11 protein-coding genes and 1 pseudogene are annotated in these 12,883 nt (G+C 72.6%); 6 read left to right on the forward strand and 6 right to left on the reverse strand.

The window, feature by feature from the left end; translation table 11 throughout:
* Positions 1 to 263: 263 nt before the first annotated feature.
* From ACIRST_RS33180 to ACIRST_RS33205, 6 genes and pseudogenes are all read right to left on the reverse strand, one after another.
* The gene (locus tag ACIRST_RS33180; protein ID WP_350525502.1) at positions 264 to 1,724 is read right to left on the reverse strand and encodes a catalase; all 1,461 of its coding nucleotides are present in this window, start codon (positions 1,722 to 1,724) and stop codon (positions 264 to 266) included.
* A 294-nt stretch (positions 1,725 to 2,018) separates the two neighbouring features.
* Positions 2,019 to 3,128 (reverse strand): annotated as a pseudogene (gene alc, locus ACIRST_RS33185) (allantoicase); the annotation flags it as partial.
* Positions 3,076 to 4,509 (reverse strand): allantoinase AllB, encoded by a 1,434-nt coding sequence (allB, locus tag ACIRST_RS33190; RefSeq protein ID WP_402806986.1) that lies wholly within the window; start codon positions 4,507 to 4,509, stop codon positions 3,076 to 3,078. The pseudogene alc and the gene allB, both read right to left, overlap by 53 nt.
* 183 nt (positions 4,510 to 4,692) lie before the next feature.
* Positions 4,693 to 5,835: a glycerate kinase gene (locus tag ACIRST_RS33195; RefSeq protein ID WP_350525500.1), complete on the reverse strand. Its 1,143-nt coding sequence runs from the start codon at positions 5,833 to 5,835 to the stop codon at positions 4,693 to 4,695.
* Between the two features lie 468 nt (positions 5,836 to 6,303).
* Positions 6,304 to 7,191: a 2-hydroxy-3-oxopropionate reductase gene (locus ACIRST_RS33200; protein ID WP_350525499.1), complete on the reverse strand. Its 888-nt coding sequence runs from the start codon at positions 7,189 to 7,191 to the stop codon at positions 6,304 to 6,306.
* Between the two features lie 72 nt (positions 7,192 to 7,263).
* Positions 7,264 to 8,109: a TIM barrel protein gene (locus ACIRST_RS33205; protein WP_402806991.1), complete on the reverse strand. Its 846-nt coding sequence runs from the start codon at positions 8,107 to 8,109 to the stop codon at positions 7,264 to 7,266.
* Positions 8,110 to 8,324: 215 nt separating this feature from the next.
* On the opposite strand from ACIRST_RS33205, the gene ACIRST_RS33210 reads away from it, so the two are divergent.
* From ACIRST_RS33210 to ACIRST_RS33235, 6 genes are all read left to right on the forward strand, one after another.
* Entirely contained in the window at positions 8,325 to 8,570 is a 246-nt protein-coding gene (locus ACIRST_RS33210) for a thiamine-binding protein (RefSeq protein ID WP_396548013.1), read from the forward strand.
* Complete coding sequence (locus ACIRST_RS33215; RefSeq protein WP_350525496.1) at positions 8,567 to 8,947, forward strand: helix-turn-helix domain-containing protein; 381 nt, start codon at positions 8,567 to 8,569, stop codon at positions 8,945 to 8,947. The genes ACIRST_RS33210 and ACIRST_RS33215 overlap by 4 nt, the downstream gene beginning before the upstream one ends.
* 226 nt (positions 8,948 to 9,173) lie before the next feature.
* Positions 9,174 to 9,677 (forward strand): 2-oxo-4-hydroxy-4-carboxy-5-ureidoimidazoline decarboxylase, encoded by a 504-nt coding sequence (gene uraD, locus ACIRST_RS33220; RefSeq protein ID WP_350525495.1) that lies wholly within the window; start codon positions 9,174 to 9,176, stop codon positions 9,675 to 9,677.
* A gap of 144 nt (positions 9,678 to 9,821) precedes the next feature.
* On the forward strand, positions 9,822 to 10,157 hold the full coding sequence (gene uraH, locus ACIRST_RS33225; RefSeq protein WP_402806995.1) for a hydroxyisourate hydrolase: 336 nt from the start codon (positions 9,822 to 9,824) through the stop codon (positions 10,155 to 10,157).
* Positions 10,158 to 10,189: 32 nt separating this feature from the next.
* On the forward strand, positions 10,190 to 11,110 hold the full coding sequence (gene pucL / locus ACIRST_RS33230) for a factor-independent urate hydroxylase (RefSeq protein WP_350525493.1): 921 nt from the start codon (positions 10,190 to 10,192) through the stop codon (positions 11,108 to 11,110).
* A gap of 303 nt (positions 11,111 to 11,413) precedes the next feature.
* Complete coding sequence (locus ACIRST_RS33235; protein ID WP_402806999.1) at positions 11,414 to 12,877, forward strand: nucleobase:cation symporter-2 family protein; 1,464 nt, start codon at positions 11,414 to 11,416, stop codon at positions 12,875 to 12,877.
* Positions 12,878 to 12,883: the final 6 nt, after the last annotated feature.

Genomic DNA, 12,883 nt, shown 5'->3' on the forward strand with positions numbered 1-12,883 from the left:
CCGTCCGTGAATATCCGTGAACATTCCGTGGAGCAACCTCCGGTCGACCTGGGGAAACGCGCCCCGGAGGTCACGGTTCGGCGGTTACGGCCCGGTAGCGACAACCGGCAGTGACGAAGCAGACGGTGACGACCCGACAGCCCGCCCCGGGCGAACGCCGCGACGGGCCCCTCCCCCACTGCCCAGGGGGGAGAGGCCCGCCGTGCGGCCACCGGGTGCGGGCCCGGTGGCCGGGGAGGGTGGTCGGTCGGCCGCGGCGGCCGTCAGCCCTCGTCGCCCGCGCGCAGCTTGGCGACGGCGGCGGCCAGGCGGGCGCCGTACTCCTCGTCCGCGGCGTGGAAGTGGGCGAGGTTCTTCTCGACGATGTCGTCGCGGGTCACCTGCGCCAGGAAGCCGGCGATGTTGTCGATCAGACGGGTCTTCTCCCCGGCCGACATCAGCCGGTAGAGCTCACCGGCCTGGAAGAAGTCGTCGTCCTTGCTGTGGGCCGGCGTGGTGTAGGTGCCGGTGTGGCCGTCGACCTTCACCGGCGCGGCGAGCGCGGCGTCGGTCTGGGCCGGGCCGTCGTACGAGTTGGGCTCGTAGTTCTTGCCGCGGCCCGCGGTGTTGGCGGCCATGAGGCCGTCCCGGCCGTAGTTGGCGGCCTCGGTGGCGCGCGGGGCGTTCACCGGCAGCTGGGTGTGGTTGACGCCGAGGCGGTAGCGCTGGGCGTCGGCGTAGGCGAACAGCCGGCCCTGGAGCATCTTGTCCGGGGACGGGCCGATGCCGGGCACGAAGTTGTTCGGCGAGAACGCGGACTGCTCGACCTCGCCGAAGACGTTCTCCGGGTTCCTGTTGAGCACCAGGCGGCCGACCTTGACCAGCGGGTAGTCGGCGTGCGGCCACACCTTGGTCAGGTCGAACGGGTTGAAGCGGTAGTCCGCGGCCTCGGCGACCGGCATCAGCTGGACGTAGAGGGTCCAGGACGGGAACACCCCGCGCTCGATGGCCTGGTGGAGGTCGCGCTGGTGCGAGTCGGCGTCGGCGCCGAGCACCTCGGCGGCCTGGTCGCCGTCCAGGCAGCGGACGCCCTGGTTGGTCTTGAAGTGGTACTTCACCCAGTAGGCGTCGCCCTCGGCGTTGACCCACTGGTAGGTGTGCGAGCCGTAGCCGTTCATGTGGCGGTAGGAGGCCGGGATGCCGCGGTCGCCGAACAGCCAGGTGATCTGGTGGGTCGAGGCGGGCGAATGGGCCCAGAAGTCCCAGACGTTGTCCGCCTCCTGCACGCCGGTGTACGGGTCGCGCTTCTGCGAGTGGATGAAGTCGGGGAACTTGATCGGGTCCTTGATGAAGAACACCGGGGTGTTGTTGCCGACGAGGTCGTAGTTGCCGTCCTCGGTGTAGAACTTCAGCGCGAAGCCGCGCGGGTCGCGCACCGCGTCGCCGGCGCCCAGGTTGCCGGCCACGGTGGAGAAGCGCAGGAAGACCTCGGTGCGCTTGCCGACCTCGGAGAGGAAGCCCGCCCGGGTGTAGCGCGACACCTCGTCGGTGACCTCGAAGTAGCCGTAGGCGCCGGAGCCGCGGGCGTGCACGACGCGCTCCGGGATGCGCTCCCGGTTGAACCGGGCCAGCTTCTCCAGCAGCTGCTGGTCCTGGATCAGCAGCGGGCCGTACTCGCCGGCCGAGGCCGAGTTCTGGTTGTCGGCGATCGGGGCGCCGGACTCCGTGGTCAGGATCTTGGACATGGAGGGTCCTTCAGGTGTCGATAAGGGCGGTGCGTGGAGGGTGGGCTGACGATCCGTCGGGCTGTTGCGCCGACCGGGGGGTCAGGCCCCGAGCAGGCGCCAGGCGGCCGCGCGGCGGCGGGAGGAGTGCTCGCCGTCGGGGCCGTCGGTCGGCCGGAGCGCCGCGACGGCGGCGCCGACGGCGGCCGGGTCCGCCAGCGGGCGGGCGGCGGTCAGCGCGGCGGCCTCGTCGGCGGTCAGCCCGGCCTCGGTGAGGGCGGTGGCGGCCTCGTCGGCCGGGACGGCGTTGAACCAGCGCAGCGCGAGGGCCGCGCGGCCGGCCTCGGTGAGGCGGCCGGTGAGCCGGAGGCGGGCGAGGCCGCCGTCCGGGTAGACGTTGATGCGCACGTGGGTCACCGGGCGGCCGGTGTCGAGCCGGAAGCGGTGCCGGGTGTCGGGCTGGAGCCGGGTGCGCGGCAGCAGCTCGAACCACTCGCCGTCGGCCGGGTCGGCCCCGGTCGAGGCGTCGAAGCCGATCAGGTCGGCCCAGCCGGGGGCGTTGGCGACGAAGTGGGACGTGTCCACCTCGGCGGCCAGGACCTCGCCGCCCCCGGCCAGGGCGATCTGCACCCAGTCGTTGGCCTTGTCGCGCCGACGCCGGGTCTCCCAACCGTCGCCCATGACGGAGGCGCGGCCGGGAGCGTTCAGGTTGTGCGGGGAGGAGAAGTAGCGGTCGGACGCCGCCTCGGCCACGCCGCCGTACTCCTGGGCGGCCAGGTCGAAGGTGAGGCCGTCCAGCTCGCGCGGGTCGGGCAGCACCTCGCCGTGCACGCGCAGCCGGGCGACGCCGCCGTCCGGGAAGATGTTCAGCCGTACGTGGGTGTAGCGGGCGTCGTCGTCGACGGCGAACTCGTGCGCGGTGTTCCCGCGCAGCGGGGTGCGCGGCACGATCGTGGTCCACCGGGCGGCCTGCAGCTCCTCCGGCGAGGGGTGGCCGGGGACGGACACGGCCTCGACCGAGCCGGATTCCGGGTAGTTGCCGGTGAAGTGGGCGGTGTCCACGATCACGCCGCGGATCGCACCGGCGACGCCGAGCCGGACGATCGCCCAGTCGTGGTCCTGGTCGGTGGGGTGCGGCTGCTCGGCGGAGACGCCGCGGCGGCGCTTGGACTCCCAGCCGTCCATGATCTGGCCCTTGTGGCCGAAGGTGTGCGGGCGGAACTCGGCCGGCTTGGCGACCAGCAGGTTCTCGGCGTCCGCGAAGGTGTCCTCGTTGGTGGCGACGACGCCCGCGCCGAGCAGTCGGGAGGCCAGGTCGACCAGCTCGGTGAACGGAGCGCTCGGGGTGTCGGCAGTGGTCACTGACTCTCCTTCAGGAGCGATCGGACGGGGTGGCGGTACGCGCGGCGGTACGGTCGATGGCAGGAGCAGCGACAGGAGCGGCGGCCGGGGCGGCGGGCCGGGCGAGCTGCCGGCCGAAGGGGCGGGCCGCGGTGTCCACCTCGCGGCCGCGGAGCCAGGTGGTGCGCACCGCGCCGGTGAGGGTCCGGCCCGCGTACGGGGTGACCGGGTTGCGGTGGTGCAACCCGCTCGCCCGGACGGCGAACTCGCCGTCGGGGTCGAAGGCGACCAGGTCGGCGTCGTGGCCGGGCGCGATGGCGCCCTTGGTGCCGGTGAGGCCGACCAGTTCGGCCGGTCCGGCGGACATCCAGCGCACGATGTCGGACAGGGTGTGACCGCGGCGGCGGGCCTCGGTCCAGACGGCCGGCAGGCCGAGCTGCAGCGAGGCGATGCCGCCCCAGGCGGCCGCGAAGTCCCCGCTGCCGCCGTACTCGGGCAGCAGCTTGAGGTCGGGGGTGGACGGCGAGTGGTCGGAGACGACGGCGATGAACTCGCCGTTCGCCAGGGCCTCCCAGAGGGCGTCCCGGTTGGACTCGTCGCGGATCGGCGGGCAGCACTTGAAGGCGGTGTCGCCGTCGGGCACCTGCTCGGCCGCGAGGGTCAGGTAGTGCGGGCAGGTCTCGGCGGTCACCCGGACGCCGTCCTCGCGCGCCCGGCGCAGCAGGGGCAGCACGGCGGCGGAGGAGACGTGCAGGATGTGCACCCGGGCGCCGGTGCGCCGGGCGGTGTCGAGCAGGTGGGCGACGGCCGCGGTCTCGGCGTCGGCGGGGCGGGAGGCCAGGAAGTCCCGGTAGTGGACGCCGGGTTGCTGCGGGGCGGCGGCGAGGACGGTCGGGTCCTCGGCGTGGATGATCGCCAGCGCCCCGATCCGGGCCTGCTCGGCCAGCGCGGCCTCCAGGTCGGCGGCCTCGACGTGCGGGAACTCGTCCACCCCGGAGGGGGCGAGGAAGCTCTTGAAGCCGAACACGCCCTCGCGGTGCAGGGGTTCGAGGTCGGCGACGTTGCCGGGGACGGCCCCGCCCCAGAAGCCCAGGTCGACCCAGGCCTGGCCCTCGGCGGTCTTCCGCTTGACCAGCAGTCCCTCCACCGTGGTGGTGGGCGGGATCGAGTTGAGCGGCATGTCGATGATCGTGGTGACGCCGCCGGCCGCGGCGGCCCGGGTGGCGGTGGCGAAGCCCTCCCACTCGGTGCGGCCGGGCTCGTTGACGTGCACGTGGGTGTCGACCAGGCCGGGCAGCAGGGCGGTGTCGCCGAGGTCGGCGAGTTCGCGGTCGCCTGCCGGGAGCGAGCCGTGCGCGGCGACCTGCTCGATCTTCCCGTCCCGGATCAGCACGTCCGCGGGGCGCTCGCCGTCGGGCAGGACCGCCCGTCGGGAGCGGATCACCGTCGGCTGACTGAAAGGCATGGGAGACCTCCGGGACCAAGGAGTCGGGGGTGGCGGTTGGGGGGCGCTTCGCAACGGTTCGCCGGGAAGGGTTCGCGGGAGGGGCGAAGGAGGAGGCGAGGAGGGAGGCGAGGGAGGAGGCGGGGATTGCGGGGAGCCTAGGCCCGCCTTCAACAAAACGTCAATGGATGAACCTACGAGGGTTCAGCGCGGCAGCAGCACACCGGCCAACCGCTCCCCCGCGACCTCGGCCAGCTCGGCGGCCCTGGCCATGCTGTCCCCGGGCTGTTCGGCCAGGTCGGTCAGCGCGATCGCGGCGGCGAAGCCGGCCGCCCGCCACTGCGGCTCGGCGAGTTCCAGCCGGCCCGCCACGGCAGCCACCCGAACCCCCGCCCGGGCGGCCGCCGCGGCAACCCCGGCGGGGGCCTTGCCGTGGAGCGTCTGCGCGTCCAGGCAACCCTCGCCGGTCACGACGAGGCGTGCCCCACGCACGGCCTCGTCGAAGCCCAGCAGGTCGAGCAGCAGCTCGATGCCGGGTCGCATGGTGGCGCCGAGCAGGGCGAGGGCGGCGAAGCCCACCCCGCCCGCGGCGCCGGCGCCGGGAGCCTCCCGGACGTCCCGTCCGGTGGCTTCGGCGACGAGGTCGGCGAACCGGGTGAGTCCTTCCTCCAGGACCACCAGGTCGTCGCCGTCCGCGCCCTTCTGCGGACCGTAGACGGCGGTGGCGCCGCGCGGCCCGAGCAGCGGGTTGTCCACGTCGCAGGCCACCACGATCTCGACACCGCCCAGCGCGTCGGCCAGCGGGCCGAGCTCGATCTCCGCGAGCCTGCGCAACGCGGCACCGCCGGGCGGGAGTTCGGCGCCGTCGGCGTCCCGCAGGCGCACCCCGAGCGCCTGCACCATGCCCGCACCGCCGTCCGTACAGGCGCTGCCGCCGAGGCCCAGCACGATCCGCTTGACGCCGAGCGAGACGGCCCGGGCGATCAGCTGGCCGACCCCGAAGGATCCGGCCGCGAGCGGGGCGGTCCGGCCGCCGGGCAGCCGGGCGAGGCCCGAGGCCTGCGCCAGTTCGACGACGGCGGTGTCGCCCCGGACGGCGAGCGCGGCGTCCACCGGCAGACCGGTCGGACCGGCCACCTTGGCCGGGACGCGGTCGAAGCCGGCCGCGAGCGCGGCGGCCAGGGTGCCCTCGCCGCCGTCGGCGACGGGCAGCTCGCGCACCTCGGTGCCGGGCGCGGCGCGGCGGATGCCGGCGGCGATCCGGGCGGCCACCTCGGCGCCCTCCAGGCTGCCCTTGAACTTGTCGGGGGCGACGACCACATGGCCCTGGCGGGGGGTGGGGGGCATGGTGCGGTCCTCGCTTCCGTACGGGTGTGGCGGTGGTACTGCGACGTGCGTCAAGCATGTGCCCGGAGGTCCGGGGGTGCGAGCCCCTCGGCCGGACCGGTGTGAACGGGCCCTGCCCGGACCGGTGTGAACGGGCCCGGTGTGAACGGGCCCCTCTGAACGGGCCCGGTGTGAACGGGACCTGCCCCGGGAGGGTGCGGCCCCCTCCCCGCCGTTCCCCCCGTCCCGCTTCCGACGTACGGGGGGCTCCCCTCGGCGGGGAGGGGGCCGGGCGACGCGCAGGCACGACCGAAGTGCCCCCTGGTGGGAGTACGCGTCACCGGCTGGATCGACCGGCGGGCGGGCGGATGAGCCCCAGCCCGCACGCCGGTCGGGTTCGACCTCCTGGCGGCGCGGGCACGACCGGATGGGTACACGCCGCCAGGAGGAGTCAGGGACGGGGGCTCCGCGCGGGAGCCCCCGAGGGTGTTACGCGACCTCGCGGCCGGAGAGCCGCTCGACGCCGCGCAGCAGCGCCGAGTGGTCGAGCGAGCCGTCGCCGTTGGCCCGGGCGGAGGCGACCAGCTGGGCCACCACGGCGCCGACCGGCAGCGCGGCGCCCACGGCGCGGGCGGCGTCGGTGACGATGCCCATGTCCTTGTGGTGCAGGTCGATCCGGAAGCCCGGGGCGAACTCGCGGTTCAGCATGTTCGCCTTCTTGCGGTTGAGCACGGTCGAGCCGGCCAGGCCGCCGCCGAGCACGTCCAGCGCGGCCTGCAGGTCGACGCCGGCGTTCTCCAGGAAGACCACGGCCTCGGCCAGCACCTGGATGTTGACGGCGACGATCAGCTGGTTGGCGGCCTTGACGGTCTGGCCGGCGCCGGCCGGGCCGACGTGGATCACGGTGGTGCCCAGCGCGTCGAACAGCGGCTTGGCCTCGGCGAAGTCCTCGGCGGCGCCGCCGACCATGATCGACAGGACGGCCTCGACGGCACCGGCCTCGCCGCCGGAGACCGGGGCGTCCAGCGTGCGGACGCCCTTCTCCTTGGCGGCCGCCTCGACCTTGATCGAGGTCTGCGGGGTGATCGAGGACATGTCGATCACCAGGGTGCCGGGCTTGGCGTTCTCCAGCACGCCGCCCTCGCCCAGGATGACCTGCTCGACGTGCGGGTCGGCCGGGACCATGGTGATGACGACCTCGGCGTCCTGCACCGCGTCCGCGATGGAGGCGGCGCCGTGGCCGCCGGCCGCGACCAGGGCGTCGATCTGCGGCTGGGTGAGGTTGAAGCCGGTGACGTGGTGGCCGGCCTTGACCAGGTTGGCGGCCATCGGGCTGCCCATGATGCCGAGGCCGATGAAGGCGATCTTGCGGCTCATCGCGTCGAGTTCCTTACGTGTGCGGGGTTGGAGGGTGGGTCGGCGGCGCGTCGCGTCGCGGCTCGGCGAGCGCTACGCGGCGGCGCGCAGCTCGCGCGGCAGCCACCCGAAGCTGTCGGCGCTGACGCCGGTGGAGGGGCGGTACTCCAGGCCGATCGGGCCGGTGTAGCCGGCGGCGGTGAGCCGGGCGAACAGGTCCTCGAAGTCCAGGCCGCCGGTGCCGGGCTCGTTGCGGCCCGGGTTGTCGGCGATCTGCACGTGGCCGATGCGGTCGGCGTACGTGTCGATGACCTGCGCCAGGTCCTCGCCGTTCTTGGCCAGGTGGTAGAGGTCGCACAGGAACCGGGCGTTGCCCAGGCCGGTGGCGGCATTGACCTTGTCGACGACCTCGACCGCCGCGGCGGCGGAGACCAGCGGGTAGTCCGGGGACTCGGCCCCGTTCAGGGCCTCGATCAGCAGGACCGCGCCGATCCCGTGCGCCGCCCGGGCGGCGAGCACCAGGTTCTCCAGCGCGAGGGCGTCCTGCTCGGCCGCCTCGACGCCCGCCACCCGGTTGCCGTACAGCGCGTTGAGCGCCTTGGTGCCGAGCGAGCCGGCGATCCCGGCGGCGACCGGGACGTTGGCCCGGAAGCGGTCCCGCTCGGACGGTACGGAGACCGTCCCGCGGGCGCCCCTGCCGAGGTCGTCCAGGAAGTTGAGGCCGGTGAGCCGCACCCCGGCGTCGGTGAACGCCTTGCGGAGCGCGTCGATCTCGGCCTCCGAGGGGTCGTGCTCCTCGCCGAAGGGCCACCAGAGCTCGGCGGCGGTGAAGCCGGCCGCGGCGGCCGCGGCGGGGCGCTCCAGGAGGGGCAGCTCGCCGAACAGGATCGACAGGTTGACCGTGAAGTGGTGCTTGGCAGCGGCCGTCACGTCAGTCACCTCTCATCTCTCTTCCGTCATCCGCAACTTCCACGATCCGGAAGAGGGATTCTGTGTGGTGGAAGCATCTCCGGACGGCGAAGCGAGTGTCAAGGGCGCCGCAACAATTTGTTGAAGACGCTCGGAGCGCACTCCGCCACCCTGGACCCGGCTGTTCGATCACCCAGCCCCTGCCCGCCCGCACCCCCGCTCGATACAGTGATCCCGTGCGATTGATGGTGGAGTTCACGACAGAACCGTTCGAACTGGACACGTTCCCGGAGCACGCCGCGGCGGCCCGCAAGGCGGTCGACGACGCCGGCCTGGCCGTGTCGGTCGGCCCCTTCGGGACCGGCGCCGAGGGCGAGGCCGACCAGGTCCTCGCCGCGGTGACCAAGCTGCTCCGGGAGACCCTGGACGCGGGCGCGACCCGCATCTCGGTCCAGGTCAGCGTCCTGGACGAGGAGGGCGGTACGCCGTGACCGAGCACGTGGAACACCCGCTCGCCGCGGCGATAAAGCCGCTGCTGGACGCGGTCGGCGCGACGCCCGTCCCGTTGGACGAGGCGAAGCCCGAGGACGTCGTCCTGGAGTGGGAGGGCACGCCGGCGCTGGCCGTCCGGCTGCCCCACCTCAGCAGCGCGCTGGACCGACTGCTGGCCGAGATGACCCGCCAGTTCGACGGCCGCCCGCTGGCCGAGCTGGACCGGCTGGAGAAGCAGCGGGTCGTCGCCCTGCTGGAGGAGCGCGGCGCCTTCACCGTCCGCCACGGCGTCGAGACGGTCGCCTCGGCCCTGGGCGTCAGCCGCTTCACGGTGTACAACTACCTGAACCGCCAGGACGGCTCGAAGTCCTCCTGACGGGCTTCCCGAAGCCCCCTCGCGGGGGCTTCCGAACGGGTGACCCCGTCGGTGCGGCCAGTCTGGATCGGCCCGCGGCGGGGCACACTTGGCGAATCGCACACGAAAGGGCCCGGCACGGCGGGCCGGTTCAAAACGTAACCACCAACCGTTCAACAAAGTGTTGACGACCGGGTGGGGTCGATCTAGCTTTTCCGGGTGGCACCACTCTTCAGGAGGTCCACCCGTGACCAACCACCCCCACGCCCTTGACGCCCTGGCCGCGGCCGACGCCGCCGAGCTGGAAGCGATCCTGCTGGAGGTATGCTCCAGCCCCCGCTGGGCCGCCGCGGTAGCGGAGGCCAAGCCGTGGTCCGACCGCGGGGCCCTGCTCGCCGCCAACGCGGCGGCCATGGCGTCGCTGACGGCCGAGGACCTGCGCGACGCGATGGCCGGCCACGCCCGGATCGGCACGCCCAAGCCGGGCGACGCCACCTCCGAGCGCGAACAGGCCGGGATCCAGGGCGTGGACCAAGCGGTCCTCGACGAACTGCGCGAGGCCAACGCCGCCTACGAGGCGAAGTTCGGCCACGTGTTCCTGATCTGCGCGACCGGCCGCACCGCGACCGGCATGCTCGCCGCCCTGCGCGAGCGCCACCCCAACGACGCCGCCACCGAGGCGGAGATCGTCCGCGGGGAGCTGCGCAAGATCAACGACATCCGGCTCAACCGTCTGATCGACACCGCCTGATCGACACCGCCCGATCGACACCGGCCCGACAGCAACACCTCTGATCGACCGTCAGCCCGTGTCGCTCCCGCACCCGGACAGGCCGGCATGTCACAAGGAAACTGACGCACTATCACCTCTGCCATCAGTAAGGTCACTTCACCCATGACTGGCATCTCCACCCACGTGCTCGACACCAGCCTCGGCCGCCCGGCCGAGGGTGTCCCGGTCGAGCTCGCACTGCACACCGAGGGTGGCTGGCAGGTGCTCGGCACCTCCGCCACGGACTCCGACGGCCGGGTCAAGGACCTCCCGGCCGTGGAGGCGGGCTCGGTCGTCCGGCTGCTCTTCGACACCGGCGCCTACTACGCGCTCAAGTCCACGGAGCCGCCGTTCTTCCCCGAGGTCTCGATCGTCTTCACGGTCGCGCCCGAACAGCACCACTACCACGTGCCGCTGCTGCTCAACCCGTTCGGATACTCGGTCTACCGCGGAAGCTAGTAGACCGACCTGGAAGCTCTAGGAGCCACGTCATGGCCCACGTGCTCGGTCAGAACCAGTACGGCAAGGCGGAGAACCGCATCGTCCGGATCTCCCGCGACTCCACCCGGCACGAGATCAAGGACCTGAACGTCTCGGTCTCCCTCCAGGGTGAGTTCGAGGACGTCCACCTCACCGGGTCCAACGCCAACTGCCTCCCCACCGACACCACCAAGAACACCGTCTACGCCTTCGCCAAGGAGTACGGCATCGAGTCGGCCGAGGCCTTCGGCATCGTCCTGGCACGCCACTTCGTCGACAACACCGAGCGCGGCGTCGTCCACGGCGCCCGGATCCGGATCGAGGAGTACTCCTGGGACCGGATCAAGACGCCGGACAGCTCGGCCCGCTTCATCGGCTCGGAGGAGGTCGGCCACTCCTTCGTCCGCACCGGCCAGGAGGTCCGCACCACCGAGATCTCCTACGACGGCGAGACCGTCCGGGTCATCTCCGGCCTCAAGGACCTCGTGGTGATGAACTCCACCAACTCGGAGTTCTGGGGCTACATCAAGGACAAGTACACCACCCTGCAGGAGGCGTACGACCGCATCCTCGCCACCCAGGTCACCGCCCGCTGGAAGTACGGCTACAGCGGCAGGGACGGCGAGGCCCAGCCCAACTGGAACCGCTCCTACGCCCACGTGAAGCGGCACATGCTGGAGGCGTTCGCCGAGACCTACTCCTACTCGCTGCAGCAGACCCTGCACGCGATGGGCACCCGGGTCCTCAACAACCGCGCCGAGGTGGACGAGGTACGCCTCGAACTGCCCAACAAGCACCACTTCCTCGTCGACCTGGAGCCCTTCGGCCTCAAGAACGAGAACGAGGTCTACTACGCCGCGGACCGCATGTACGGCCTGATCGAGGGCACCGTGCACCGCGAGGGCGTCGTCCCGGTCATCCCGGTCGTCTGACCTCCTCCGCCCGTGGACACCGCCCGGAATCGCCGCACCCTCCGGCCCTCGCAGGCCGGTCGAGCCCGGGCGGGCAGGTCCACGCGCACCACCCGCACCACCCGCACCACCCGTTTCTCCACCCGCACCACCCGCACCACCAGTTTCTCCACCCCCACCCACCGGAGTTCGTGTCTGCCTCGCGGCGGCCGGCCCGGGGCACTGGAGAAGCACCCCGAGGAATCCTTGCTCCGCCGTCCCGTCCTCGGGGGGTCTCCAGCGCCGCGGGCGCGCCGGGAGCCACGGGCACAAGAGGGGCTCGACATGGCACCCAGCAACACCAGCAGTACAGACGGCGGTTCCACCCCTGAAAGAACCCACGGCCCGGAGGGCTCACCGGCACACCTCCCCGGTGATCCCTCCGGCCACGGGCCCCACCCCGTGGACGAGTTGCTGCCCCCGGTGAAGCTGGTCTCCACCGGACTCCAGCACGTCGCCGCGATGTACGCGGGAGTCGTCGCACCCCCGCTCATCGTCGGCGCCGGCGTCGGGCTCTCCCCCGCCGAACTCGCCCTGCTCATCTCGGCCAGCCTGTTCACCGCCGGACTGGCCACCCTCCTCCAGACGCTCGGCGTCTGGAAGATCGGCGCGCGGCTGCCGTTCGTGAACGGCGTCTCCTTCGCGGGGGTCGCGCCCATGATCGCCATCGCGAAGGAGCACGGACCGAAGGACGCCCTCCCGGTGATCTTCGGAGCGGTGATCGTCGCGGGGCTCCTGTGCTTCCTCGCGGCGCCGTACTTCTGCAAGCTCATCCGGTTCTTCCCCCCGGTCGTCCAGGGCACCGTGATCACCCTCATCGGGGTGTCCCTGCTCCCGGTGGCGGTCAACTGGGCGCGCGGCGGCTCGCCGAGCGCCCCCGGGTACGGCTCCATGCGGGCCATCGGCCTCGCCGCGACCACCCTCGTCGCGGTGGTGCTCTGCAACCGGCTGCTGCGCGGCTTCTGGCAGCAGCTGTCCCTGCTCATCGGCCTGGCGTTCGGCACCCTGACCGCCCTCCCGCTGGGACTGGCCGACTTCGGCGCGGTCCGGGACGCGAAGGTCTTCGCGCTCCCCTCCCCGTTCCACTTCGGCGCGCCGATGTTCGACGCTGCCGCGATCGCCTCGCTCTGCATCGTCATGGTGGTCTCGATGACCGAGTCCACCGCCGACATGCTCGCGCTCGGCAAGATCGTCGACCGCGAGGCCGACGAGCCCACCCTCGCCGCCGGCCTGCGGGCCGACGGCCTGGCCACCGCGCTCAGCCCCGTCTTCAACGGCTTCGCCGCCAGCGCCTTCGCCCAGAACATCGGGCTGGTGGCGCTGACGAAGATCCGCAGCCGCTTCGTGGTCGCGGCCGGCGGCGGCATCCTGGTCCTGCTGGGGCTGTTCCCCGTGCTGGGCTCGGTCGTCTCCCTGGTGCCGCAGCCCGTCCTCGGCGGCGCCGGGATCGTGCTCTTCGGCACGGTCGCGGCGAGCGGCATCCGCACTCTCGCGGAGGCGGGCATGGAGTCCAGCTCCCACACCATCCTGGTGTCGGTCTCCCTCGGCGTCGGCATCATCCCGATCGCGGTGCCGACGTTCTACGACTCCTTCCCGGAGGCCGTCCGGACCCTGATGCACTCGGGGATCTCGGCCGGCTGCGTGATGGCCGTCCTGCTCAACCTGCTCTTCCACCACGTCGGAACCACCCGCCGGTCCAGATCCGGCCAGGCCTCCGGCGCGACGGTGCCGACGGCGACACCGTCCTGACCGGCC

This window comes from Kitasatospora sp. NPDC101447 (assembly GCF_044767225.1).
Lineage (GTDB): Bacteria > Actinomycetota > Actinomycetes > Streptomycetales > Streptomycetaceae > Kitasatospora.